20 protein-coding genes are annotated in these 24,202 nt (G+C 68.3%); 11 read left to right on the top strand and 9 right to left on the bottom strand.

Annotated elements, in window-relative coordinates:
• Positions 1 to 25: 25 nt before the first annotated feature.
• Positions 26 to 865, bottom strand: a complete 840-nt coding sequence (locus RF646_RS02580) for a TetR/AcrR family transcriptional regulator (protein WP_368835115.1) — start codon at positions 863 to 865, stop codon at positions 26 to 28.
• Positions 866 to 1,049: 184 nt separating this feature from the next.
• Positions 1,050 to 3,038, bottom strand: coding sequence for a BCCT family transporter (locus tag RF646_RS02575; protein ID WP_368835114.1), 1,989 nt, complete (start codon positions 3,036 to 3,038; stop codon positions 1,050 to 1,052).
• A 342-nt stretch (positions 3,039 to 3,380) separates the two neighbouring features.
• Between RF646_RS02575 and dnaK the strand changes: the two genes are divergently transcribed.
• The 4 genes from dnaK (at position 3,381) to RF646_RS02555 (ending at position 7,570) form a co-directional block, all read left to right on the top strand.
• Positions 3,381 to 5,258: a molecular chaperone DnaK gene (gene dnaK / locus RF646_RS02570; RefSeq protein ID WP_085106162.1), complete on the top strand. Its 1,878-nt coding sequence runs from the start codon at positions 3,381 to 3,383 to the stop codon at positions 5,256 to 5,258.
• A complete protein-coding gene (locus RF646_RS02565; RefSeq protein ID WP_368835113.1) occupies positions 5,255 to 5,905 on the top strand; it encodes a nucleotide exchange factor GrpE in 651 nt (216 codons plus the stop codon). The genes dnaK and RF646_RS02565 overlap by 4 nt, the downstream gene beginning before the upstream one ends.
• Positions 5,906 to 5,988: 83 nt before the next feature.
• Positions 5,989 to 7,014 (top strand): DnaJ C-terminal domain-containing protein, encoded by a 1,026-nt coding sequence (locus RF646_RS02560; RefSeq protein ID WP_368835112.1) that lies wholly within the window; start codon positions 5,989 to 5,991, stop codon positions 7,012 to 7,014.
• 1 nt (position 7,015) lies between these two features.
• A complete protein-coding gene (locus RF646_RS02555) occupies positions 7,016 to 7,570 on the top strand; it encodes a heat shock protein transcriptional repressor HspR (RefSeq protein WP_368835111.1) in 555 nt (184 codons plus the stop codon).
• 82 nt (positions 7,571 to 7,652) lie between these two features.
• On the opposite strand, the gene catC is transcribed toward RF646_RS02555, so the two are convergent.
• The 3 genes from catC to trmB form a co-directional block, all read right to left on the bottom strand.
• Entirely contained in the window at positions 7,653 to 7,964 is a 312-nt protein-coding gene (gene catC, locus RF646_RS02550) for a muconolactone Delta-isomerase (RefSeq protein ID WP_035964097.1), read from the bottom strand.
• A gap of 6 nt (positions 7,965 to 7,970) precedes the next feature.
• The gene (locus tag RF646_RS02545; RefSeq protein WP_368835179.1) at positions 7,971 to 9,830 is read right to left on the bottom strand and encodes a BCCT family transporter; all 1,860 of its coding nucleotides are present in this window, start codon (positions 9,828 to 9,830) and stop codon (positions 7,971 to 7,973) included.
• 223 nt (positions 9,831 to 10,053) lie between these two features.
• Positions 10,054 to 11,046 carry a tRNA (guanosine(46)-N7)-methyltransferase TrmB gene (trmB, locus tag RF646_RS02540; protein WP_368835110.1) on the bottom strand — a complete coding sequence of 331 codons (993 nt, stop codon included), beginning with the start codon at positions 11,044 to 11,046 and terminating at the stop codon, positions 10,054 to 10,056.
• Positions 11,047 to 11,163: 117 nt separating this feature from the next.
• On the opposite strand from trmB, the gene RF646_RS02535 reads away from it, so the two are divergent.
• The 4 genes from RF646_RS02535 (at position 11,164) to RF646_RS02520 (ending at position 16,716) form a co-directional block, all read left to right on the top strand.
• Positions 11,164 to 12,411: a multidrug effflux MFS transporter gene (locus RF646_RS02535; RefSeq protein WP_368835109.1), complete on the top strand. Its 1,248-nt coding sequence runs from the start codon at positions 11,164 to 11,166 to the stop codon at positions 12,409 to 12,411.
• Positions 12,412 to 12,672: 261 nt separating this feature from the next.
• Positions 12,673 to 14,148 (top strand): alanine/glycine:cation symporter family protein, encoded by a 1,476-nt coding sequence (locus tag RF646_RS02530; protein ID WP_368835108.1) that lies wholly within the window; start codon positions 12,673 to 12,675, stop codon positions 14,146 to 14,148.
• A 182-nt stretch (positions 14,149 to 14,330) separates the two neighbouring features.
• Complete coding sequence (locus tag RF646_RS02525) at positions 14,331 to 15,791, top strand: amino acid permease (RefSeq protein ID WP_368835107.1); 1,461 nt, start codon at positions 14,331 to 14,333, stop codon at positions 15,789 to 15,791.
• Between the two features lie 49 nt (positions 15,792 to 15,840).
• Entirely contained in the window at positions 15,841 to 16,716 is an 876-nt protein-coding gene (locus RF646_RS02520) for a D-hexose-6-phosphate mutarotase (protein WP_368835106.1), read from the top strand.
• A 164-nt stretch (positions 16,717 to 16,880) separates the two neighbouring features.
• Here RF646_RS02520 and RF646_RS02515 read toward each other — a convergent pair whose 3' ends face one another.
• Complete coding sequence (locus RF646_RS02515) at positions 16,881 to 18,455, bottom strand: alanine/glycine:cation symporter family protein (protein WP_368835105.1); 1,575 nt, start codon at positions 18,453 to 18,455, stop codon at positions 16,881 to 16,883.
• A gap of 151 nt (positions 18,456 to 18,606) precedes the next feature.
• A complete protein-coding gene (locus RF646_RS02510) occupies positions 18,607 to 19,002 on the bottom strand; it encodes a hypothetical protein (RefSeq protein WP_368835104.1) in 396 nt (131 codons plus the stop codon).
• Between the two features lie 207 nt (positions 19,003 to 19,209).
• Here RF646_RS02510 and RF646_RS02505 point away from each other — a divergent pair, with 207 nt between their 5' ends.
• From RF646_RS02505 to RF646_RS02495, 3 genes are all read left to right on the top strand, one after another.
• Positions 19,210 to 19,986, top strand: coding sequence for a type 1 glutamine amidotransferase domain-containing protein (locus RF646_RS02505; RefSeq protein ID WP_098053724.1), 777 nt, complete (start codon positions 19,210 to 19,212; stop codon positions 19,984 to 19,986).
• Between the two features lie 94 nt (positions 19,987 to 20,080).
• Positions 20,081 to 20,833: an SDR family NAD(P)-dependent oxidoreductase gene (locus RF646_RS02500; RefSeq protein ID WP_368835103.1), complete on the top strand. Its 753-nt coding sequence runs from the start codon at positions 20,081 to 20,083 to the stop codon at positions 20,831 to 20,833.
• Between the two features lie 171 nt (positions 20,834 to 21,004).
• Positions 21,005 to 22,591: a DEAD/DEAH box helicase gene (locus tag RF646_RS02495; protein ID WP_064846342.1), complete on the top strand. Its 1,587-nt coding sequence runs from the start codon at positions 21,005 to 21,007 to the stop codon at positions 22,589 to 22,591.
• Between the two features lie 169 nt (positions 22,592 to 22,760).
• Here RF646_RS02495 and RF646_RS02490 read toward each other — a convergent pair whose 3' ends face one another.
• On the bottom strand, positions 22,761 to 23,411 hold the full coding sequence (locus tag RF646_RS02490; protein ID WP_368835102.1) for an HAD family hydrolase: 651 nt from the start codon (positions 23,409 to 23,411) through the stop codon (positions 22,761 to 22,763).
• A gap of 94 nt (positions 23,412 to 23,505) precedes the next feature.
• On the bottom strand, positions 23,506 to 24,177 hold the full coding sequence (locus tag RF646_RS02485) for an HAD family phosphatase (protein WP_144997273.1): 672 nt from the start codon (positions 24,175 to 24,177) through the stop codon (positions 23,506 to 23,508).
• Positions 24,178 to 24,202 lie beyond the last annotated feature (25 nt).

Below are 24,202 nucleotides of genomic sequence, written 5' to 3'. Positions count from 1 at the left end.
AAAAATCCGTTCCCCGTGAGTGGCCTCAAGGTGTCGAGGAGCCACCCCACGTCTGACGTTCGATGCCCGCGAGCAGCAGTTCCAGGCCCGCGATGTATTCCGAGCGGTCGTCGTGGTCACCGAACGAGCCCAGCATGGCACGCACCACAGGGAGCATCCCCGGCCTCGAATGGCCCGCCCGTTCCAGCTTTTCGTGCACCTGCCGGGCGGATTCCTCCGCGGCGGGCCGGTTGTGACGGTGGGCGATTCCCGCGCCCGTTCCGAACGCGTAGTTGGCCACGGCGAGGGATGCGTAGAACCGCTGTTCGGCGTCGAGCTCCATGCGCTGCAGCAACTGTCCCGCGCACTCCCACGTGCGCAATGCGTTCTCCTCGCTGCGGGCGGTGCTGAGCAGCTGCCCGGCGAGCCACGGGTGCTCGCGCATCTGGGAGAACAAGCACAGGCACAGGCACCGCAGTTCCTCGAGGGCCTGCGCCGTGGCCGCGCTCGTACGGGGATCCGCCCTGGGTGCCGGGAAGGCCTCGAACTCCTCCGGCCCCGGCTCGCCGTCCCCGCACAGCGCGTGGAACTGGCCCAGCGCGCGGCCAAGAACCTCGCTCGTGACCAGGGCCATGAGGTCGTTCTTGCCGGTGGTGTACCAGTAGAGACTCGCCACGCCGCTGTTGAGCTCGGTCGCGAGCCCGCGCAGGGTCAGGCGCCGCGACCCCTCGCGGTCCAGTACCGCGATCGAGGTGTCCACGATCGTCTCCAGGGACAGCGACGCACGACGCTGCTGGGTCCCCTTCCCGCTCGCCCCGCCCGTGCCGGGGGCGCCGGGCGCGTGCTCGCGCGCGGCGTCGTCGGGCCCGTCTCCCGATGGGCTCATGGGCCGGGGCCGGGAATCGGGATCCGGATCGGGGGATCGTGGTGGGCCGTCGTTCATGCGCACCAACGTACGCAGCGTGGCCGTGCGGGACCAAACGGTGTCCCGGTACGCGAACGCGGGGTGCGCGTCCCATGACGTGCACCCCGCGTTCGGGAGGGGGGCCCGGTTCAGCGGGCCATCGGTGTCACTGGTCGTTGCGGTGCTTGGGCGTGGTCTGTTCCCACGGGGCCTCGCCCTCGGGGGTGCCGTCCGCGATGTCGTCGACGGCCGAGGAGACCCACGCCGACTTGTACGCGAAGTCGGTCTCGTCCCCGTTCTCATCCGTCTGGCGGTACCACTCGGTGATCGCCGGATCGTGGGAGTCGAATGTGTTGCCCGCGGCGCGGTGACCCTCGGCGTGCTCCACCTGCAGGGCGAAGTTGTCGCCGTGCTCGGCGAGACCCGCGGACACGGCCTTCTCCACGGCGGACACCGCGAAGCGGGTGCGCAGGCTGGCCGGATCGTTGCGCAGGTCCCGGTACAGGGCGACCATCATCATGGCCACGACCACCGCGAACGGCAGCGCCGAGACGATCACCAAGCGCTGCATGCCGGCCAGGGCGTCGTTGCCCGCCACCAGGAGCATGACGATCGCGATGCCGGCGAGGCACGCGCCCCAGAAGATGACGATCCACTTGCTGGGGTCCGGGCGTCCGCGCTGGGTCATGGTGCCCATGACCACGGAGGCGGAGTCCGCACTCGTCACGAAGAAGATGCCGATGACGACCATGGCCAGCACCGAGGTGACGGCCGTGAGCGGGAGCTGGTCGAAGAGTCCGAAGAGCATGGACTCGGCGCCGTTTTCCACGGAGAGGTCCGCCCCGTTCTTCGCGAAGAACATGGCGGAGCCGCCGAAGACGATGAACCACAGGATGCACACCGAGGCCGGGACCACGAGCACGACGGTCACGAACTGGCGGATGGTGCGGCCACGGGAGATCTTGGCGATGAACATGCCCACGAACGGGGACCACGAGAGCCACCAGGCCCAGTAGTACACGGTCCACGTGTTGGAGAACTCGGCGCTCTGCGGGCCCCACGCGGCCGACTGGCCGGTCATGAAGAGGTACTCGGAGATGTAGGTGGAGAACGTGGAGGGGATCAGCGTCAACAGGAAGACAGTGGGCCCCACGAGGAACACGAACAGCGCCAGCACGAAGGCGAGTGAGAGGTTGATGTTCGACAGGTAGCGGATGCCGCGCGAGACGCCCGACACGGCGGAGATGATGAAGCCCACGGACAGCAGCACGATGATCACGATCAGCGCGTTGTTGCTGAGCTTGTCGATGCCGCCCACGATCGAGATGCCGGAGCCTATCTGCATGGCTCCCACGCCCAGGGACGCAGCGGTGCCGAAGAGGGTTGCGAAGATCGCGAAGACGTCGATCAGCTTGCCCATGGTGCCGTCCACGCGCTTGTGGCCGAGCAGCGCGGTGAACACACGCGAGATCAGCGGCGCGCGGCCGCGGCGGTAGGCGCCGTAGGCCACGGAGACGCCGACGACGGCGTAGATGGCCCACGGGTTCAGGGCCCAGTGGAAGGCGGACTGCACGAGGGCGTAGACGATCATGGAGTCGCTGCCGGCCTCGGCCACGTGCGCGAAGCCGGGGATCCCGCCCTCGTAGTAGGTCATCGGCTCGAATGCGCCGTAGAAGACCAGGCCGATGCCCATGCCCGCAGCGAAGAGCATCGCGAGCCAGGAGAAGAAGGAGTACTCGGGCTCCTCGTCGTCGCGGCCCAGCTTGATTCTTCCGGTGCGGGTGAAGCCGATGAAGATCATGAAGACCACGGCCGCTGTGGAGAGCAGGATGAAGAACCAGCCGGTGTTGTCCGTGACCCACGCGAGCGCAGTGGCGGAGACCGTGGAGAGGCTGTCCGTGCTGAGGACACCCCATGCGATGAAGCCCACCACGAGGACCGCGGTGACGGCGAAGACCACCTTGTCGGTGCCGAACTTGACCTCGCGGTCCTCCACGCCGACGCCCGGCACCAGTGCCGGGTGGATGCCGTGGGGGTAGGTGAGCTCGTCGATGATCTTCCGGGGGCGGCTGCGGGCGGTCGATCCCTGGGTGGCGTGGTCGTGGGGCGGGGTGGTCGATGGTTCTCGGTCCGTGAAATGCGGTGGCGTGCTCAAGACAGTTCTCCTGACTGCGGCGGTGTGTGATCGGTGAGCTCATGTGGTGCGGTGGCGCTCCTGGAGGGGTCGGGGGCAGTGCGGGCCCGGCACGTTTCGCCCTGGGCGTACAAACCCATCAGTGTAACGCGGCTAAGTGTCCACCCCCGAATTGCTGTGGAATTCCCGGCAGCTCGGGCGAGACGCGGTGTGCAGATACTTGAGCCGTTGCGACTCAACTTAGGTTGACAAGGGTAGCTCAAGGTGTAAACTTGAGTCTCGAAAGCTCAAGTCTTGAAGGTTCACGGACGGGCCGCGTCGGTGCCCCTCCCGGACCGCATCGGAACAACGAAGGGATAGAACATGTCTCGTGCAGTAGGAATCGACCTCGGTACCACTAACTCCGTGGTATCCGTACTGGAAGGCGGTGAGCCCGTCGTCATTGCGAACGCCGAGGGCAACCGCACCACCCCGTCCGTTGTCGCCTTCTCCAAGGACGGCGAGACCCTCGTGGGCGACGTGGCCAAGCGCCAGGCCGTAACCAACGTGGACCGCACCGTGGCCTCCGTGAAGCGCCACATGGGCACGGACTGGACCACCGAGATCGACGGCAAGAAGTACACCCCGCAGGAGATCTCCGCCCGTACGCTCATGAAGCTCAAGGCGGACGCCGAGTCCTACCTGGGCGACACGGTCACGGATGCCGTGATCACTGTTCCCGCGTACTTCAACGACGCCGAGCGCCAGGCCACCAAGGAGGCCGGTGAGATCGCCGGCATGAACGTGCTGCGCATCGTCAACGAGCCCACCGCCGCGGCTCTGGCATACGGTCTGGAGAAGGGCAAGGAGGACGAGCTCATCCTGGTCTTCGACCTCGGTGGCGGCACGTTCGACGTCTCCCTGCTGGAGGTCGGCAAGGACGAGGACGACTTCTCCACCATCCAGGTCCGCGCCACCGCCGGTGACAACCGCCTCGGTGGCGACGACTGGGACCAGCGCATCGTGGACTGGCTGCTGGAGCAGGTGAAGTCCAAGACCGGTGCGGACCTGTCCAAGGACAAGATCGCCCTGCAGCGCTTGAAGGAGGCGGCCGAGCAGGCCAAGAAGGAACTGTCCTCCGCGACGTCCACGACCATCTCCCTGCAGTACCTGTCCGTGACCCCCGAGGGCCCCGTGCACCTGGACGAGAAGCTCTCCCGTGCCAAGTTCGAGGACCTCACCAAGGACCTGCTGGCCCGCACCGAGAAGCCGTTCAAGGACGTCATCTCCGAGGCCGGGATCAACGTCTCCGACATCGATCACGTGGTGCTCGTGGGTGGTTCCACCCGTATGCCCGCCGTGGTCGAGAAGGTCACCGAGCTCGCGGGTAAGGCCCCCAACAAGGGCGTGAACCCGGACGAGGTCGTGGCCATCGGCGCCGCGATCCAGGCCGGTGTGCTCAAGGGCGACCGCAAGGACGTGCTGCTGATCGACGTGACCCCGCTGTCGCTGGGCATCGAGACCAAGGGCGGCGTGATGACCAAGCTCATCGAGCGCAACACGGCCATCCCCACCAAACGGTCCGAGACCTTCACCACCGCGGAGGACAACCAGCCGTCCGTGTCCATCCAGGTCTTCCAGGGCGAGCGCGAGTTCACCCGGGACAACAAGAACCTGGGCACGTTCGAGCTCACGGGCATCGCCCCGGCCCCGCGCGGCATGCCGCAGATCGAGGTCACGTTCGACATCGACGCGAACGGCATCGTGCACGTGTCCGCCAAGGACAAGGGCACGGGCAAGGAACAGTCCATGACCATCACGGGCGGTACCTCGCTGTCCAAGGAGGACATCGACCGCATGGTCAAGGACGCCGAGGCGAACGCCGATGCGGACAAGCAGCGCCGTGAGGCCGCCGACCGTCGCAACAACGCGGAACAGCAGGCGTACTCCGTGGAGAAGCTGCTCAACGACGACGAGGGCAAGATCCCCGAGGACGTCAAGACCGAGGTCCAGGCCGACGTCGACGCCGTGAAGTCCGCCCTCGAGGGTGACGACGACGACGCCGTGAAGACCGCGTTCGAGAAGTTGCAGGCCTCTCAGACCAAGATCGGTGAGGCGCTGTACGCCCAGGCCCAGAGCGAGGGTGCCGCCGGTGCCCAGCCGGGTGCCGAGGGCGCTCAGGGTGCGCAGGCCAAGGACGACGACGACATCGTCGACGCCGAGGTCGTGGACGACGAAGACGGTAAGAACGGGAGGAAGTGAGCATGAGCGATTCCGAGAACACCAAGGGTCACGGCGAGTCCGTGCCGGAGGACCCGGATCATTCAGCTCAGGACTCCACCGGCACCGAGCGTTCCGAGGGCGGTGAGGGGCTGACCGTGGACGACATCCTGGACACCCCTCAGTCCCAGGACGCCCAGGCCGGGGACACGCAGGCCGCGGACGCGGCGTCGTCGCAGGACGACGCCGCCCCGGCGGGCGAGTCCGCCGCGCAGAAGCTCGCGGACGAGCGCCTCGAGGACCTGCGTCGGCTGCAGGCGGAGTTCGTGAACTTCAAGAACCGCACCGCGCGGGAGAAGGATCAGCTGCGGGACTTCGTCTCCGGCGAGATGATCACCGCGCTGCTGCCGGTCCTGGACGACGTCGACGCCGCCCGCAAGGCGGGGGACCTCGAGGAGGGCCCGTTCGCGGCGATCGCCGCGAAGCTCGAGGAGGCCCTCACCAAGAAGGGGCTCACGCGGATCGGCGAGGTGGGTGAGGTCTTCGACCCGAACATCCACGAGGCCGTTCTGCAGCAGCCCACGCAGGACGTGGCACCGGATCATGTGTCCATGGTGCTGCGCTCGGGCTTCAAAGTGGGCAACAAGGTCGTCCGAGCGGCCCAGGTGGCCGTGGCGACGCAGCCGTAGCGACACCATGAACTCGGGGCGGGTCCACATGACGGGACCCGCCCCGAGCCGTATCACAGCACATCGAAGAGAAAGGAGGCGTCATGGCCAGTCAGGACTGGATTGACAAGGACTTCTACAGCGTCCTGGGCGTCTCCAAGGACGCATCCCAAGCCGACGTCAAGAAGGCGTACCGCAAGCTGGCCCGCAAGTACCACCCGGACCAGAACCCCGGGGATGCGGCTGCGGAGAAACGGTTCAAGGACATCACCGAGGCGAACTCGGTGCTCTCGGACCCCGAGGAGCGTGAGCAGTACGACGCGATCCGGGCCATGGGCTCCGGCGCGCGCTTCACGGCTGGCGGTCCGGGGGGTGCCGGCGGCGCCGGCGGAGCGGGCTTCGAGGACATCTTCGGAGACATCTTCAACGGCGGTGGCGGCCGACGGCGCTACACCACCTCCAGCGGCGGTGGCCGCGGTTTCGAGGACATCTTCGCCCAGTTCGGCGGGGGCCAGGGCGGCGGCTTCGGCGGCCAGTCCGGGTTCGGCGCTCAGGGTGGCTTCAGCGGCTACCAGGCCCCGCCCGCCAAGGGCGAGGACATCCACACGACCACCACCATCCCGCTGCGCTCGGCGTACAACGGCACCACGGTGAAGCTGCGCCGAGGCAACGGTCAGACCACCACGGTGCGCGTGCCCAAGGGTGTCAAGGACGGTCAGCGGCTGAAGATCGCGGGCAAGGGCCACACCGGCCCGGGCGGCAACGGGGACCTCTTCGTGACCGTCAAGGTCAAGGAGCACCCGTTCTTCACCCGCGAGGGCCAGGACGTGCACGTGGACATCCCGGTGACCGCTGCGGAGGCCGGACTCGGGACCACCGTGCAGGTGCCCACGCTGGACGAGGGCCATGTGACCGTGCGGGTCCCCGCGGGGACGTCGTCCGGGCACCGGATGCGTGTCAAGGGCAAGGGCTTCACGTCCGGGTCCACCACGGGCAACATGATCGTAACGGTGCAGATCCAGTTCCCGGCAGACCTGGACGATGCCGCACGGGAAGCACTGCAGGAGTTCGCGCGGGCCACCGAGGACTTCGACCCCCGGGCGAACCTGAGCGAGGAGGCGGCGCTCTGACATGGCCATCGACTTCACCCAGCCAGTGTTCGTGATCTCGGTGGCCGCGGAGCTCGCGGACATGCACCCCCAGACCCTGCGCCAGTACGACCGCATGGGTCTCGTGACCCCGTCCCGGGCCTCCGGGCGGGCCCGCCGGTACTCCCAGCTGGACGTGCAGAAACTGCGTCAGATCCAGGAGTTCTCCCAGGAGGGCGTGTCCCTCGAAGGGATCAAGCGCATCATCCAGCTCGAGAACCAGGTGCAGGCGCTGCAGACCCGGGTCACGGAACTGTCCGAGGAACTCGAACGGGAGCGCCGGGCGCGGCAGGAGCGGGACATGATTTTCACCGCCGGTTCCGCCGGGGATGTGGTGCGCATGGCCCGTGGCACCCGGCGCTCACCCCGCAAGGTGTCCCAGGCGCTCATGCTCTACCGCCCGGCCAAGCCCGAGGCTGCGGCCACCGGCCGGGACGCCATACTGGGCCGGGATACGGCCCCGGGCCGGGACGCGGCGTCCGCGCGGCGGGATGCGACGTCGTCGTCGACCACGAAGCTGCGCGGCTCGCAGAAGTAGACGACCCGCGAACGGCGAGATCCCCGCGGCTCCTCTCGGGAAGGGCCGCAGGGATCTCGTCATCCGGGAGTACCGCGAAGGACTACTCCTGGATCGTGTTGCCGTCGAAGAAGTCGTCCGTGGTGGCGTTGGGGTGCTTGGCCAGCGGGGTCACCTTGACGTTCATGTACGCGAACATGGGGAACCCGGACAGGACGGTCTGCAGCTCGTCGTTGTCCTCGACGTCGTAGATCGAGTAGTTGGCGTACTCGCCCACCACGCGCCAGATGCCCTTCAAGACACCCGTGCGCTGGAGTTCACCGGAGTAGGCCTTCTCGCGGTGCTGGTAATCAGCCTTGGTCTCGTCGGTCATCGATTCCGGGAAGACCACGTCCATGCGGGCCAGGAACAACATGCAGGGCTACTTTCTCTCGGGGTCCGTGGAGGCTGCGTCGGGTTCCACCCTAGGCGCTGCCGCGCGCTCGCCGGGGTGTACGACGTCGTGCGAATCGGTGAACTCGCCCGTCTCGTAGTCGTAGGCCACGGGGTTGCCGTCCTCGTCCGTGCGCCGGTACCACTCGGTGACCTCCGGGGCGCTCGAGTCGAAGTCCGCGCCCGCCGCCCACTTGCTGTCCGGGGCGCGTTCCACCGAGAACGTGAAGTCGTCCCCGTACTCGTCGATGCCGTGGCGTACGGACTTGTCCACGGCCCAGCGCGAGTACTGCTCGCGGATGACCATGGGGTCCCGGCGCAGGTCCTTGTGGAAGGCCACGGCCATGACGAACATGATCAGCGTGAATGGCAGGGCCGTGACGGTGATCAGGTTCTGCAGACCCGTGAGCGCGTTCTGTCCGCCGATCAACAACATCACCACGGCGATCCCGGCCATGCACAGTCCCCAGAACACGGTGATCCGCCGCTTGGGGTTCGGGTTGCCCCGCTGGGACATCTGGGACGTCACCACGGAGGCGGAGTCCGCGGTGGTGATGAAGAAGATGGCCAGCATGAGCACCACGATTCCCGCCATGATGCCGGCCGCGGGCATGCCGTCCAGGACGGTGAAGAAGATCTCTTCCGGGGCCGGCAGGGTCTGCGCGGTGCTGTCCGGGGCGATCGCGTGGTCCTGCATCTGCTGGTGGATGGCGGTCCCGCCGAGCACCGTGAAGGCCATCACCACGATGGACGAGGGGATGAACAGCACCCCCAGGATGAACTGGCGGATGGTGCGGCCCCGGGAGATCTTGGCCACGAAGACCCCCACGAAGGGTGCCCAGGAGACCCACCAGGCCCAGTAGAACGTGGTCCACGAGGACAGGAACGCCTGCATCTCGGGGCCGTCCGACATGGACGCGGACAGCATGGTGGGCAGCTCGGCGAAGTACGTGACGATCACGGAGGGCACGAAGTTGAGCAGGAACGTGGTGGGTCCCAGGACGAAGAAGAACAGTGCCAGACCCACGGCGAGGACCATGTTGATGTTGGACAACCACCGGATCCCGCGGGCCACGCCCGAGACCGCCGAGGCGATGAACCCCGCGGTGAGCACCGCGATGATGACGACCGCCGCGGCGTTGCCCGAGGGGCCCAGACCCGTGAAGATCTCCACACCGCGCCCGATCTGCAGGGCACCGATGCCCAGGGACGCCGCGGTGCCAAACAGGGTGGCCAGGATCGCCAGGATGTCGATGATCCGGCCGGCCAGGTTGTCGGTGTTGCCGTTGTGGAAGAACGGTGCGAACACGGAACTCATGAGTGGAACGCGTCCGCGCCGGTAGGACGTGTAGGCCACCGCCACGCCCACGAGACCGTAGATGGCCCACGCGTTGAGCCCCCAGTGCAGCGCGGCCTGCGCGGAGGCCTTCTTCATGGCGTCCACCGTGCCGGGGTCCGCGGAACCCGGGCGCGGGGACAGGAAGTAGGTCATGGGCTCGAAAGGGCCGAAGAAGATGATCCCGATCCCGATCCCCGCCGCGAACAGCATGGCCGCCCACGACGCCGTGGAGTACTCGGGCCGGTCCCCGTCCAGGCCCAGCGGGATCCGCCCGTAGCGGGACACCGCGATGTACAGCAGGTAGAGCAACAGCCCGATCGCCAGGACGTTGAACGCCCACCCCATGTTGAGCATCGTCCAGTTCAGCGCCGCACCGGACACGGCCGTGAGTGACGCGGTGTCCACGACACCCCACCCGATGAACGCGACGATCAACCCGCCGGCCACGCCCACCACGATCTTGTCGATTCCGTAGCGCACCTTCTGGTCCTCCACGGACACGCCCGGCACCACGGCCGGGTGGATGTTGTGGGGGTAGTTGATCTCGTCGAGGAACGAGCGCGTGGCGTCCTTGCGGTTCGCCGGTTTGCGGGCGCCCCCGCGTGGCGAGGGCTCGGGCTCCGCGTCCGACGGGTGGGATGGTCGTGTACTGGAGGACACCGGGACTCCTGCGGGTCGGTCGGTCAGGGACCTTCCCACAGTAGGCCCCCGGACCGGTTCGCCCCGGGTCCGGCTAACGACGGCGGTAGGTCAGGTCCCGCGGGATCCGCCCGGCTCCCGTGGCTTTGCGTTCGAAACTCGTGAGGATCCGGCCCTCCCAGCGCGGGGCCCACCCGGCGTCCGGGTGCTCGTCGTCCGCGAGCGGACCCGGATGCACGTTCTCGAAGTCCGCGTCCGCGCCGTCCAGGACCTCGCGCATCACCACCGCGTACTCCTGCCAGTCCGTGGCTAACCGCCACAGTCCACCCGGTTCCAGGACGCGGGCGGCCAGTTCGGCGAAACCGGGGGAGACCAGGCGCCGCTTGTGGTGGCGGGTCTTGTGCCACGGGTCCGGGAAGAAGACCCACAGTTCGTGCACGGAACCGGGTTCCAGCATGTGCTCGAGCACCTCGGGGGCGTTGGCCTGCGCCACGCGCACATTGGTCACGCCGGCCTGGGCGGCCTTCATGAGTAGATCCGCCACACCGGGCTTGTAGACCTCCACGGCCAGGTGGTCCAGCTCCGGGTGGGCCGCCGCATGGGCCACGATGGCCTCGCCCAGGCCCGAGCCCACCTCCACGACGACCGGTGCCACACGGCCGAACACGGCCTCCCTGTCCAGTCGGTAGGCCGGATCCACGGAGGTGTCGGTCATGACGCGGGGGATGTCCAGGACCCACTCGTCCGCATGCTCGTCCCACGCCTTTTGGCGCTTGGGGGACAACCGGTCACCGCGGCGCACAAACGAGTACGGCTGCCGCGGGAACGCCACGCCCGCGGGGGCACCGCCGGTCGCCGCGGCGGGACCCGTCGGAGCGCCGGCGTCAGTCGGTGCGCCGTCGTTCGTCGGGGTGGCATCGGCATCGGTGTGCTCGGATGACGACGGCGCGGCACCGGCCGCACGGGCCTCGGCGGGCTGTTCGGTGCGGTGTTCGGGGGCCGGGGACGCCTCCGGGGCGCTGCCCGGGGAGTCCGGGAGGGCCGCGTCGTGCGCGGACGTGTCAGGGGTGCGATCGCTGGATTCCATCGTGGATCATCCTAGGCGCGGGGGGCGTTACAGGAGGGGATCGGGTGACCCGCGGCACCTACTATTTGAACAACCCGCCCACCCCTCAGCGCCCAGGCGCGTGCCAGGAGAGCCCGCATGACCCAGAACCCCGCGTTCCCCGAGCCCGGTCGCAGCAGGCTGGGATTGAGCCCGCGCCTGGACTGGATCGTGCTCGTGGGCGCCCTGGGCATCCTCTCCGCCGTGAGCCCGCTGGCCACGGACATGTACCTCGCGTCCATGCCGGAGATGGGCGAGTGGTTCGGCTCCCCGGCCAGCATGATCCAGCTGACCCTCACCGCGTACATGGTGGGCATGGCGCTGGGGCAATTCCTGCTGGGCCCGCTCTCGGACGTGCTGGGGCGGCACAGACTCATGGTCACGGGGAACCTGATCTTCCTGCTCGCGTCCGTGGGGATCATCGTGGCCCCGGACATCCACTGGGTGCTCGCCCTGCGGTTCGTGCAGGGTCTCGCCGGGGCGGCGGGCGTGGTGATCGCCCGGGCCGTGGTCTCGGACATCGCCCACGGCCACCCCGCGGCCCAGCTGTACTCGGTGCTCGCACTCATCACGTCCCTGGCACCCGTGGTCGCACCGCTCGCGGGTGGTGTGATCGCGACCGTGGCCGACTGGCGCGTGGTGTTCTGGGTGCTCGCGATCTTCGGGGCCGTGATGCTCGCGTGCTCGGTGTTCATCGTGCCGGAGACCCTCCCGCCGGGGCAACGCTCGCGGGGCGGGCTGGGGCGCATCCTGCGCAACGCCCGGCAGATGATCAGTGATCGGCACTTCACGCTCTACGCCCTGAGCTTCGCCTTCGCGTTCGGTGCGCTGTTCTCCTACATCTCCGCGTCCTCGTTCGTGATCCAGAACGTGCTGGGCTTCAGCGCCCTGGTCTACTCCGTGATCTTCGCGATCAACGCGTGCGGTTCGATCACCATGGGAGTGGTCAACACCAAGCTCGTGGGCAGTCGGGACCCCTCCTCCCTGTTGCTCGTGGGGGTCACGGGACTCGCAACCTTCTCCGTGCTCAACATGGTCCTGGTGGTGCTGGGCGTGATCGGAACGATCACCCTGGTGCTGTTGTTCCTGGCCCAGTCCTGCATGGGACTCGTCCTGGGCAACGCCGTGGCCATGGCCCAGCGCCAGGCCCAACGGCTGCACCTCTCCGGCACAGGTTCTGCCGTGGTGGGCATGGCCCAGTTCATCCTGGCCGGGCTCGTCACGCCCCTCACGGGCCTCGGCGGGGAGTACACCGCGGTGCCCATGGCGCTGAGCATGGCGGCGTGCGCCATGATCTCCGTGGGGTTGGTCCTCACGGCGCGCCGGCAGGGGACGCCCGTCGGGTGAACCACCAGGCGCTTCGACGTCGTTCGTCGGGCGGACGTCCCGGCCGCGTCGTCCGGCGGGTGAATGTCCCGACCCGGCGGTGTCGCCCGTCGGGTGAATGCCCGGACCCGGCGGCGTCGTCCCGCGAGCTGTGCGACATGGCCCCCGCTCCGCACACCGACGGGCCCGGAACCGCGCGGGATGTGGTTCACTGTTCGGGACAGTGACATTGTTCACACACCGTCCGTGGCATCCTGCCCCAGTTGAACGAGGGACACCTTCATGCTCGATTCGCTCCAATCCATTCTCGACACGATCGGCGGGTTCGTGTGGGGGCCGTTCCTCCTGATCCCGCTGCTGCTCGGAACGGGCATCTACCTGACCATCCGGCTGTCCGGACTGCAGATCACCAAGTTGATCCCCGCACTGCGCCTCGCGTTGTTCGAACGCAAGGACAAGGACGCCCCCGGCGGTGACGTCTCCCAGTTCCAGGCATTGACCACGGCGCTCGCCGCGACCGTGGGTACCGGCAACATCGTGGGCGTGGCCACGGCCATCTCGATCGGCGGCCCCGGCGCCCTGTTCTGGATGTGGGTCACGGGCGTGCTGGGCATGGCGTCCAAGTACTCGGAGGCATTCCTGGGCGTGCGGTTCCGCACCCGAGACGCCAAGGGCGAGATCTCCGGCGGTCCGCAGTACTACCTGTTCCGCGGGATCCCCAACGGTTTCGGCAAGTTCCTCTCCCTGTTCTTCGCGATCGCCGCGGTGCTCGCGTCCTTCGGGATCGGCAACATGACCCAGGGCAACTCCATCTCCGCGAACGTGGAGTCCTCCTTCGGTGTGCCCGTGTGGGTCACGGGCCTCGTGCTCGCGGCGCTGACGCTGCTTGTGCTCGTGGGCGGGATCAAGTCCATCGGCAAGGTCACCGCCGCGCTCGTGCCTATCATGATTGTCTTCTACGTCCTGGGCGCGCTCTACATCCTGGCAGTCAACATCGAGTCCGTTCCCGCGGCGTTCGGGAGCATCTTCAGCACGGCCTTCACGGGGCACTCCGCGGTGGGCGGCTTCGCCGGATCCGCGATCATCCTGGTGGTGCAGATGGGTGTGGCCCGCGGCATCTTCTCCAACGAGTCCGGCATGGGGTCCGCGGCCATCGCCGCAGCGGCCGCGCAGACCACTCACCCCGTCCGTCAGGGCCTGGTGTCCATGACCCAGACGTTCATCGACACCATCATCGTGGTGACCTGCACGGGCCTCGTGATCGTGACCACCGGCGTGTGGGACCAGGGCAAGGACTTCGCGGCCACCATGACCGGGGACGCCTTCAGCCATGGGCTGCCCGGCGGGTGGGGCCACCTGATCGTGACCCTGGGCCTGATCCTCTTCGCGTACTCCACGATCCTGGGCTGGGCCTACTACGGCGAGCGCTGCATGGAGCGCCTGTTCGGCCGCAGGTCCGTGATGCCGTACCGCGTATTCTTCTCGCTGATCGTGTTCGTGGGCTGCAGCGTGCCGTTGGCCATCGTGTGGTCCTTCGCGGACCTCATGAACGGGCTCATGGCGCTGCCCAACCTGCTGGGTCTGCTCATCCTCTCCGGGCTGATCGCCCGCGAGACCAAGCACTACCTGCGCAACGACCCGCAGTTGCGCGCGGACAAGCTGCAGATCGACGGGTTCATGGAGGGCCGCCCCGGGGCCATCGACAGCTACGTCTCCACCGACTCCGGAGGCCCGGACCGGGCGCAGCGCGTGCGCTGACCGCCGCTCCGCCCGCTCGCCGAGCTTGTCGGGGCCCTCGGTCCCGACGGCGCTGAACAGCGAGGGCCCGAAACGGCAGGTGATCCGCGGATCACCTGCCGTTTCGGGCCTCAGCTGTTCCCGACACCCGGGCGTAGGCCCCGCTACAGTTGGGCGCCCGACCGGGAGTACCCTCTGACTCCATGACGAACAGCTCCACCGCGGTGTCGCCGCCGCGCACGCACTCCGAGCCCAGCAGGGGCCTGAGCAATCGACACATCCAACTGATCGCGATCGGCGGTGCGATCGGCACCGGGTTGTTCATGGGATCGGGGCGCACCATCTCCCTGGCGGGCCCGGCCGTGGTGTTCATCTACGTGGTGATCGGTTTCTTCCTCTTCTTCATGATGCGCGCCATGGGCGAGCTGTTGTTGTCCAATCTGCGCTATAAGACCTTCGCGGACTTCGCCGCCGATCTGATCGGCCCGTGGGCGGGGTTCTTCGTGGGTTGGTCCTACTGGTTCTGCTGGATCGTCACGGCGATCGCCGAGCTCGTGGCCATCACGGGCTACGTCCAGTTCTGGTGGGCGGCCGTCCCGCTGTGGCTGCCCACCGTCCTCGTGGTCCTCATCGTGTTCCTGCTCAACGCCGTGAGCGTGAAGAACTTCGGGGAGATGGAGTTCTGGTTTGCGCTCATCAAGATCGTGGCCATCCTGGCCCTGATCGTGGTGGGTGCGATCATGGCGCTGACCCACTTCGCATCCCCGGACGGGTACACCGCCCAGCTCGCGAACCTGTGGAACGACGGCGGGTGGTTCCCGAACGGCGCCATGGGCGTGGTCGCGGGGTTCCAGATCGCGGTCTTCGCGTTCGTGGGCATCGAGCTCGTGGGCACCACCGCGGCCGAGGCCCGTGATCCCCGCACGACCCTTCCCCGGGCGATCAACTCCGTCCCGGTGCGCATCCTCATCTTCTACGTGGGATCCCTCCTGGCCATCCTGGTGGTCACCCCGTGGCGCTCGATCAACCCCGAGCAGTCCCCGTTCGTGGCCATGTTCGCGCTGGCCGGGCTCGCGGGCGCCGCGTCCGTGGTGAACTTCGTGGTGCTGACCTCCGCGATGTCCTCGTCCAACTCCGGGGTGTTCTCCACGTCCCGGATGATGTTCGGTCTCTCCGCGGAGGGCAGCGCACCCGGGATCTTCAAGGGGCTCAACCGCGTGGGCGTACCCGTGCGGGCCCTGTACCTCACGGCGGGCATCCTGCTGCTGACCATCCCCGTGCTCTACGCGGGGGACTCGATCATCGAGGCGTTCACGCTGATCACGTCCGTGACATCCCTCTTGTTCGTGTTCGTGTGGTCCATGATCCTGATCTCCTACATCCGCTACCGCATGAAGTTCCCCGAGCGCCACGCCACCTCCGAGTACAAGATGCCCGGCGGCGTGGTGATGTGCGCTGTGGTGCTCGCGTTCTTCGTGTTCGTGGCGTGGGCGCTGAGCACGGATCCCCAGACCGCCACGGGGCTGGTAGCGGTGGCCGCGTGGCTCGTGGTGCTGGGAATCTCGTGGGCCTTCGTACGCCGCACGGAGTCCCACCGGCAGACCTTCGAGTGGTTCAAGCAGGAGATGGCCCGCCCCGTGGAGCACGAACACCCGTCCCGATAGAACACGCCTGGCCCCTGTTCAGCACGCACCCCATGCTTAAGCTGGGGACATGACTCGACTGCCGGAACCCCTGTCCCTGTCCTGCGCCGACGGCTCGGGATCCGTCCTGAGCTACGGCGCGCACGTGGTGTCGTGGGCACCGGAGGATCACGAGCCCGTGCTGTGGGTCTCCTCCCGCTCCTACAACGAGACGGGCAGAGCGGTCCGCGGCGGTGTCCCCATCTGCTTCCCGTGGTTTGGCCCCGGGCGCACGGGGGACATGGACCCCGCGCACGGGTTCGCGCGGATCACCGAGTGGCAGCTCGCCGAGCAGGGGGAGGACACCGAGGGTCACGCCTACGCCGAGTTCACCCTCACGCCCGCGGACGTGGCCGAGCACCTGCGCGAGACGTTCCCCCACGAGTTCGAGGCCCGGTTCCGGGTCACCGTGGGCGCCCGCTTGCGTATGGCGCTCACCGTGACGAATACCGGCACCGGGACCTTCGACTTCGAGGAGGCGCTGCACAGCTACCTCCACGTGGGCGATCCCCGGCGCGTGAGTGTGACCGGCCTCGACGGTGTCTCCTACTACGACAAGGTGGCCAAGGAGCAGCGGCGCCAGAGCGGGGAACTCACGATCACGGGCGAGACCGACGCCGTGTTCGCCCATCGCGGCGAGGTGCGGGTTTCCGACCCCGAGCTCGGTCGCACCCTCGTGATCACCAAGGAGGGCTCGGACAGCACCGTGGTGTGGAACCCCTGGGCGGACAAGTCCGTGGCCATGGCGGACTTCGCGGACGACGAGTGGCAGCAGATGCTGTGCGTGGAAGCGGGCAACGTGATGGGCTCCCCGGTCCGGCTCGCCGCCGGCGAGTCACACACCCTCGTGCAGAGCATCGAGGTGCAGGAGCTCACGGCGCAGGATCCCGCCGCCCACGACGCCTGAGCAGGCGCCCGTCGCCCACGACACCTGAGCGCGCTCTCGCCACGCGACGTCGCTGGCGCCCGGCGAGAGAGCCGGGGAGACCGCCGCTCGGCCCGGCCCGCACCCCGCGGGGAACGCCCCGGTGTGGGAATGCCCCGGGGCGAAAGCCCCGGGGTGCGGGACCGTCAGTCGCGCTCGGCGGACGACGCCGCGGCGTCGTCCCCCGGTGCCGCACCGGTAGCGGCCCCGGCGCGCGGGGACTCGGCGGGCGGGACCACGGGCAGCGTACCCGTCTCCGACAGCGCCGGGTTGGCCGAGGAGAGGTCCACCGTGTGGTGGATCTGGGCGTCCAGGGCACCGGGGTGGGTGCCCATGAACGCGTCGATCTGATCGGTCGTGGCGTTGAACTTGGGATCGTTCTTCAGATACAGGTTGGTCTCCCGGACCACCAGGCCGGAGAGGATGATCAGCCCGATCAAGTTGGGGATGGCCATGAGCCCGTTCATGATGTCCGAGAAGGACCACACGAGCGTGAGCGGGGCGAGGGCGCCCAGACCGGCCGCGAGGGAGAAGATCACGCGGTACACGATGGCCGCTCGGGCCCCCGCGAGGCGTTCCACGTTGCGCTCGCCGTAATACGCCCACCCCAGGACGGTGGAGTAACCCAGCAGCACCAGGCAGATGGTGACCACGATCCCGCCCCACGAACCGGGCAGGCCCGTGGAGAACGCCACGGAGGTCATGGTCGCGGTGTCCGCGCCGTTCCACACCCCGGTCGTGAGGATCACGAAACCGGTGATGGAGATGACCACCAGGGTGTCCACGAAGGTCTGGGTCATGGACACGAGACCCTGACGCACGGGGTGGCTCGTCTGCGCCACGGACGCGGCGATCGAGGCGGTGCCCATGCCGGACTCGTTGGAGAACAGGGAGCGGGCGGCACCCATCTGGATGGCCATGAGCACCGTGGAGCCCACGAAACCGCCGGCGGCACCCATGGGGGTGAACGCGCCGGTGAAGATGAGGCGCAGCGCCTCGGGGATCCCCTGGAAGTTCACGCCGATGATGTACAGCCCCGAACCGATGTAGAGCACGATCATGAGCGGGACCATGTATGTAGTGACCTTGGCGATCGACTGGATCCCGCCCAGCAGGGCGAGCCCGGTGCCCACGGCCAGGACCACGGCCGTGATCACGGGGGAGACGTTGAAGGTGTGTTCCAGGTTGGACGCGATCGCGTTGCCCTGGGTCATGTTGCCGATCCCGAACGTGGCCACCACGCAGCACACCGCGAACATCACGGACAGGAAGCGGCCGAACTTATTGGGGATGCCGCGGGCCAGGTACACCTGCGGTCCGCCGGTGAGCTGACCGGCGGTGTCCCGGGTGCGGAAGCGCACGCCCAGGAAGCACTCCGCGTACTTGGACGCCATGCCGAACAGCGCGGTGATCCACATCCAGAACAGGGCGCCGGGGCCGCCGATGGACATGGCCGCTGCCACACCCACGATGTTGCCCGTCCCCACCGTGGCGGCCAGCGCCGTGGACATCGCTGCGAAGGAGGAGATGTCGCCCTTCTCCCCGGTGGCCCGGGAACGGCGCCCGAATCCCAGGCTCATGGCCTTGGTGAAGAGTCGGAACTGGATGCCGCGCAAGCGGAACGTCAGGAAGATCCCCGTTCCCAGCAGCAGGGGGATCAGGAGCCACGGTCCCCAGATCAGGTCACGAACGAAGTCCAGATTGCGTTGGAGGGTTTCCATGGGGGTACGGAGCTTTCCGTGAGCAACGGTGCGAATTGCTGACTAACGTAGCAGCTCGGCGCGCGTCCCGGGGGCGCGGTCCCGGCAGGGAAGACGACGACGCCGCAGTGGCGGACCACTGCGGCGTCGTCGGGAAAGCGTGGTGCTTGCGTTACTTCTGCAGCACGAGGGCCGCTCCGATGGCGGCCAGGAACGCGTCCTTAGAGAGCGTCAGGCCCTGCTCGGACGGGCGGATGCCGTCCTCCTGGGTCATGTCCGAGTTGCGGAAGTACATGCTCAGCAGCCCGGCGCTGAAGGCGAGCAGGCCCGCGCCGGCCAGGCGCTTGGACACGAACGGGGTCAGCAGGGCGGTGCCCAGGGCCAGTTCGGTGCCGGCGATGAACTTGGTGAAGGTCTGGGAGTCCCAGTCCGCGAACTGGGGGACACCGGTGGAGGCGAACTGCTTGAGGCCCTCGGCGGACTCGGAGTCCATGCCGAGCTTGCCGTAGCCGGACTGGAGCAGGAACGCGCCGGGGACACCGCGCAGGATGGCGTTGGAAATGCGCATGACTGAGCCTTTCGTCGGGAAGTGCGGTGGGGGCGGAGCAGGGCCCTGGGTACCCACCGGGGATCGCTGTTCATCCTAACAGCGGGCCTTTTCGCGACGGCGGGGTGGGTGCAACATGCCGACAGTGAACGCACGGACGCCGCCCACGGTGCGATGTCTACTGTGGTGCCACGTCGCGCGCACAGCGCGCCCTCGGAAAGGAGAACCATGGACATCGAGACCATGAAGAAGATCCTCCTGGTGCTGACCAGCCAGGACACCCTGGGAGACACGGGGGAGGCCACCGGTTACAACGTGGCCGAGGCGTCCCACCCGTGGAAGGTCTTCCGGGACGCCGGCTATTTCGTGGACTTCGCCTCGATCGCCGGGGGTCAGCCCCCGCGTGACGAGGTCCAGGAGGACGACCCCGTCCAAGTGGAGTTCACGCAGGATGAGACCGTCAAGGCGTCCCTCTACAACACGCCGCGGGTCTCCGTGGTGGACCCCTCCCAGTACGACGCCGTCTACCTCGTGGGCGGGCACGGCACCATGTGGGACTTCACCGGGGACGCGGACCTGCAGAAGCTCATCGCGTCCGTCTACGACTCCGGTGGCGTGGTGGGCGCGGTGTGCCACGGCCCCGCCGGCCTCGTGGACGTGGAGCTCGGCACGGGCGTGGCGTTGCTGTCCGGGCGCAAGGTGGCCGCATTCACCAATGCGGAGGAGAAAGCCGTGGGCAAGCAGGACGTGGTGCCGTACCTGCTCCAGGACAAGCTCGAGGAACAGGGCGCCACGGTCAAGCTCGCCGACAACTGGGAGGAGAACGTCCAGGTGGACGAGCGCCTCGTCACGGGGCAGAACCCCCAGTCCGCCGCGGGTGTGGCCAAGGAGATGACCAAGCTGCTCACCGAGGTCGTGCGCGAACAGAAGGCGGAGGAGGAAGAGGCCGCCCAGAAGCTGCGTGCGGAGCGGGACGCGGAGAAGGCCGCGGAGGACGACGAGTGACGGCGTCCTGACTCATTGCCGCACGCCCTGGTGGTCGGCGGCGACACGGGTGAGACTGGAAGCGGTCCCCATGGATTCGACGCCAGGAGTTGTCATGCCAGAGTTCACGTCCCGTGTCGCGCTGGTCACCGGCGCCGCCTCCGGTATCGGTGAGGCCATTGCCAAACACCTGGCCCGGCAGGGCGCCAAGGTGGTGGTCACGGACATCGATTCCACCGGGATCGACGACGTGGTCCAGGCCATCATGGCGGACGGTGGGGACGCCGCCGGGATCCGTCAGGACGTCTCCAAGCGCGAGGACGCCGTGGCCGCCGTCAACTTCGCGGTGCAGACCTACGGCGGACTGCACTACGCCGTGAACAATGCCGGCGTGGGCGGGCAGATGGAGGCCCTCGGGGAGACCGATATCGAGGCGTGGGAGCGCACGCTCGCGATCGATCTCACCGGCGTGGCCTACGGGATGCACGCCCAGCTGCCCGTGATCGAACAGCACGGGGGAGGGGCCATCGTGAACATCGGCTCCATCCATTCCACCGTGGCCACTGCCGTGGGCAACAGCGCGTACACCGCGGCCAAGCACGGTCTGGTGGGTCTCACCAAGCAGACGGGCGTGGACTACGCCCGACGCGGCGTACGCGTGAACGCGGTGGGTCCCGCCTACATCGACACCCCGCTGCTCAAGAACCTGCCCCCGCAGACGCTGTCGGAACTGATCGACAAGCACCCCATGGGGCGGCTGGGCACCTCGCAGGAAGTGGCTCAGCTGACCACGTTCCTGCTCTCGGACGGCGCGTCCTTCATCACCGGGGGCTACTTCCTGGTGGATGGCGGGTACACGGCGGTCTGAGTAGCGGCGACACCCGCGGGTCACGGGTGTTCCGGCACGCGTGTAGAATGGTCAGGTTCCCCCGTACACATTGCGGGGTAGAGGCGCGCCGGTCCGAGGCGCGCAGTTCGCGCCCCAACATGGCGCGTGCGCGCGGAATCGTTTCGCGCGGACCAACCTGAAAGACGTTCTTTGTCTCATTCCTTTGAAGACCTCGGTGTATCCGAGGCGCTTTCCGCTGACCTCGCCCGCGTGGGCATCACGGAAGCTTTCCCCATCCAAGAGAAAACTCTCCCCGATTCACTGTCCGGGCGTGACGTGCTCGGCCGCGGCCGCACCGGCTCGGGCAAGACGGTCGCGTTCGCGCTGCCGCTCGTGTCCCGGCTCGCGGGACTCGCCCCCGGTTCGTCCCGCGTGGCCCGCCGGGCGAACCGCCCCACCGGCCTGGTGCTGGCTCCCACGCGTGAGCTCGCGACCCAGATCGATCGCACGGTGGCGCCCCTGGCCAAGGCCGCGGGGCTGAACACCACCGTGATCTTCGGCGGTGTCTCCCAGAAGCACCAGGAGAAGGCGCTCGCGGGCGGTGTGGACATCGTCGTGGCCTGCCCGGGCCGGCTCGAGGACCTCATCAAGCAAGGTCTGCTCACGCTCGACGACGTCCGCGTGACCGTCCTGGACGAGGCCGACCACATGGCCGACATGGGCTTCCTGCCCGTGGTCACCCGGATCCTGTCCCGCACCCCCAAGGGCTCCCAGCGGTTGCTGTTCTCCGCAACCCTGGACAACGGCGTGGACATCCTGGTCAAGAAGTTCCTCAAGGACCCGGTGCTGCACTCGGCGGACAACGCCCAGGCCGCGGTGACCACCATGGACCACCACGTCCTGGTCACCGACAGCGATCACAAGCAAGCGCTGATCGAGACCCTCGCGTCGGGCACCGGTCGGCGGATGATGTTCACCCGCACCAAGTATCGCGCCAAGAAGATGGCCAAGAAGCTCAGTCAGGCCGGGATCCCCGCGGTGGACCTGCAGGGTAACCTGTCCCAGGGCGCGCGGGACCGCAATCTCGCTGCGTTCTCTGCGGGTGACGTGCGAGTCCTCGTGGCCACGGACGTGGCCGCGCGCGGTGTCCACGTGGACGACGTCGAACTCGTCGTACACATCGACCCGCCCGCCGAGCACAAGTCCTACCTGCACCGTTCCGGCCGCACGGCGCGGGCCGGCGCCTCCGGGTCCGTGATCACGATCGCGACCACCGAGGAGCGCTCGGACGTCAACAAGCTCATGAAGAAGGCCGGTGTCACGCCCCGGGTGGACCAGGTCGCACCCGGTTCCGAGGTCGTGAAGGACCTCGTGGGCGAGCGCGCCGAGCGCGTTGCGCCGGGTGCCACCCCGGCCGGCGCGACCGGTGGCTCGCCTTCCGCTTCCCGTTCCGGCGGGGGTGCCTCCGGGTCCCGCCGCGGTGGCCGTGGCGGTTCGGGCCGGGGCCGCGGTCGCGGTTCCGCTCAGGCCGCCGGACGCGGCAACGGTGCTCGTTCCGGCGACGCCGGTGCCGGGCGCGGTCCCTCGAACGGGCGTTCGCAGGCTCGCTCCAGTGAACGACGCCGCGGTGGCAGCGTCGATGGCGCGGCCTCCGGTAGCGCACGCCCCGGCGCGTCCCGCTCCGCCCGCGGCGGTTCCGCCCAGCGCGGCCACGGGGCGGACCGGGTTCCGGACCGCGCCACGGCGGCGGCGCAGCGGCGTCGTGAGAACAACCGGGCGGGTCAGCCCACTCGCTGATCGCTCGGCGAGGGTCGCCGCGAGCGCTGTCCCACCTCGACCCCGGGGTGGAACGGTGCTCGCGGAACTGCGCTTCCCAGTGGAGAACTCCCGGTCTGATGAGTCATCGGACCGGGAGTTCTCTATTGCTGGTTCGGGTCGGGGCGGTTCCGGCATCATGCCCGCGGGCCTACTCCGGAGGAGTGAGCGAGCGCAGGAAGTCCAGGGTGACGTCCTCGTGCGCGTTGACGAACACCCGGTGCGGGCCGTCGGGGACGGGCTTGTCACCCGGGACGACCACCACGGTCATGCCCGCGGCAACCGCACTGCGCACCCCCGGTTCCGAGTCCTCGATGGCCACGCAATTCCGCGGGGCGACTCCGAGCAGTTTGGCACCCGTGAGGTACGGTTCGGGATCCGGCTTGGGACGGGTCACATCGTCCTGGGAGACGATCCGGGTGAGCACGTCCGGGGCGCCAGCGGCGGTGGTCCCCGCGACCGAGCTCAGCGCGTTCGTGACGATCGCCGCCGGGATACCGGCCTCGCTCAGTTCGCTCAACAGCGAGCGCATGCCGGGCAGGAAGGGTACACGGTCGTCCATGCTGTCGATCACGTGCTCGGCGAGTTGCTGCGTGATGTCCTCGACGGAATCGGTGGCCCCGCGTTCCACGAACTTGCGGGCCGCATCCGGCACGGTCCCCCCGAGGGTCGCGTGATCGTCCTCCACGGTCCAGCTCTGGTCGTACCGCTGCGCGACCTTGCGCTTGGCGGCCGCCCATTGGGGCTCCGTGTCCACGAGGGTGCCGTCGTGATCGAAGAGCACAGCCAGGGGGTAGGTCATGGCCACCTTTCGGAAGCATCGGGGGTGGGATATGGGACCCCAGTTTACCGGCGAACCCCGGGGCCGGAGGCGGCGTCGTCGGGATGCCGCCGCGCTATGCAGGGGCCAGACCGCGCAGGAAGTCCAGGGTGAGCGCCGCGTGATCGGCCACGTGCACGATGCCGGGTCCGGGCAGGACCTGCTGCACCCCCGGGACCACGACCGTGGTGATCCCCGCGGCCACGCCGGACGCCGCGCCGGAGGGCGAATCCTCCACGACCACGCACGCCCCGGGCGCCACGCCCAGACGCCTGGCGGCCTCGAGGTACGCGTCCGGATCCGGTTTGGGCCTGACACCCTGGGCCACCTCCTGGTCCCCGATGATCACCCGGAACAGGTTGTCCGGGGCCAGGGACGCGGTGTAGCGGGCCACCTCGGAGGTCGCGTTCGTGACGATCGCCGCGGGGATCCCGGCACGGTCCAGGTCCTCCAGGAGAGGTACGACCCCGGGAATGAACGTGGGCGGGTTCTCCTCCAACACCGCCTGCAGCACCCCGTAGAACTCGCGGTAGACCTCGTCCAGCGACCCCGGTACGCCCAGCGCGCTCAACCGCTCCACGGTGGTCGCGAGCGGCCTGCCCAGGGTGTCCTGGGTGTCCCGCTCGGTCCATTCACCCCCGTGCGCGGCCACGATCCGCTGCTTGCCCAGTTCCCACAGCGGTTCGGTGTCCACCAGGGTGCCGTCATGGTCGAAGAGGACGGCCTGCGGGAAGTCGTGGGTGCTCATGACCCCACGGTACGTGCCCGCCCCG

The sequence above is a fragment of the Kocuria sp. CPCC 205261 genome (assembly GCF_040981025.1).
GTDB classification, from domain to species: Bacteria; Actinomycetota; Actinomycetes; order Actinomycetales; family Micrococcaceae; genus Kocuria; species Kocuria marina.
The sequence above is the reverse complement of the archived record's forward strand: the minus strand, read 5'-3'. Positions and strand labels throughout refer to the sequence as shown.